General features: G+C 41.7%; 1 protein-coding gene, 1 tRNA gene and 1 pseudogene. All 3 read right to left on the reverse strand.

Going from position 1 to position 1,029, the window contains the following annotated elements; genetic code table 11:
- Window positions 1-157: 157 nt before the first annotated feature.
- Window positions 158-289 (reverse strand) — tRNA-Trp (locus CM19_RS11090).
- A 358-nt stretch (window positions 290-647) separates the two neighbouring features.
- The gene (locus CM19_RS13580) at window positions 648-725 is read right to left on the reverse strand and encodes a zinc ribbon domain-containing protein (RefSeq protein WP_081801158.1); all 78 of its coding nucleotides are present in this window, start codon (window positions 723-725) and stop codon (window positions 648-650) included.
- Window positions 726-1,029, reverse strand: a pseudogene (locus tag CM19_RS13135) (RNA-guided endonuclease InsQ/TnpB family protein); the annotation flags it as partial. It abuts the gene before it with no gap.

A 1,029-nucleotide genomic window follows, 5' to 3' on the forward strand; every position in this document is an offset into this window, starting at 1 on the left:
GGGTTAAGCTTGCGTTATCTGTTGCTGTGGAGTAAGGGATCCGACCCTTAGCCTTTTCTTTGTAAAGATTATGAGCATTCTATAGAACTGAAATAGAATATTTGATCAAAAATTTTAGCCAAAAAGAAGGATATTTAACCCAGTGTTTCTAATTTAATGGGCCCAGGGGGACTCGGACCCCCGACCACTGGGTCTCTCCGTTCCAGATGTCGCTCATCCCCTTTCGGGTCTCTAGACCCAATGAAATTCATCTGGAGCCCAGCACTCTACCTAGCTGAGCTATGGGCCCATTATCGATCATCTAAGATGATATTTGTGAGTCTAGTTTTAAAGTCTTTCCTTTCCTCTACGCTTTGGAAAAACCTTAAGACGTTAGGACTTGTTTAAACAGTTTGGATTTTGGCTTTGGAGTGAACTACCTCAATCTGAAGACCGAGGAATCCCTACCTTTCGATAGGGAATGTCCCAGAGGGACTTCCTGCTTCACAATTAACCCTTGCTTGGTTTTTTAAGGTAGAGGGGTCAACTCCACAGGCACTGAGAGCGAATCCAACCTCGTAATGTTAAGAGCAACAACATGGTCACGGTCATCAGTGTAACCACACCTTTCGAAGACGAAAACTCTCTGTAAAAGAGGCATATCTTTTTTAAAAATCACAACGTGGGCACGTTCTAGAAGTGTACGCTGGGTTAACTACTTTAAACTCTTTTCCATACTTCTCCATTTACCATCTGAATATCTTCCTCATCTTGTAGAAGCTAACATCATGTAAGTGGAGGCGGAGGAATCTAGCTGAACGAGATACCAGTTGTTTGACATTTATGTCCTCCATAGCTAGACCGTCATAGTTCTCAGTGAAGAACTTCCCTATCTTGAAGTACATGTCACGATGAAAGTTGTCTATCCTTTCGAAAGTTTTAGCTATCTTCACTCTCATCTTCTCTAAGTTTTTAGAACCCTCAATTTTCCTAGACTGAGACTGTTGGAATGTCTTTAATCTCTCTAGTTTTCTTTCGTATCTTTCATGG

Origin of the sequence: Candidatus Acidianus copahuensis, from assembly GCF_000632495.1 — an archaeon.
Classification (GTDB): domain Archaea; phylum Thermoproteota; class Thermoprotei_A; order Sulfolobales; family Sulfolobaceae; genus Acidianus; species Acidianus copahuensis.

Excerpts from the sequence above, each read along its gene's own strand:
- CM19_RS13580 (WP_081801158.1), bottom strand. The coding sequence starts at position 725 with ATGGAGAAGTATGGAAAAGAGTTTAAAGTAGTTAACCCAGCGTACACT.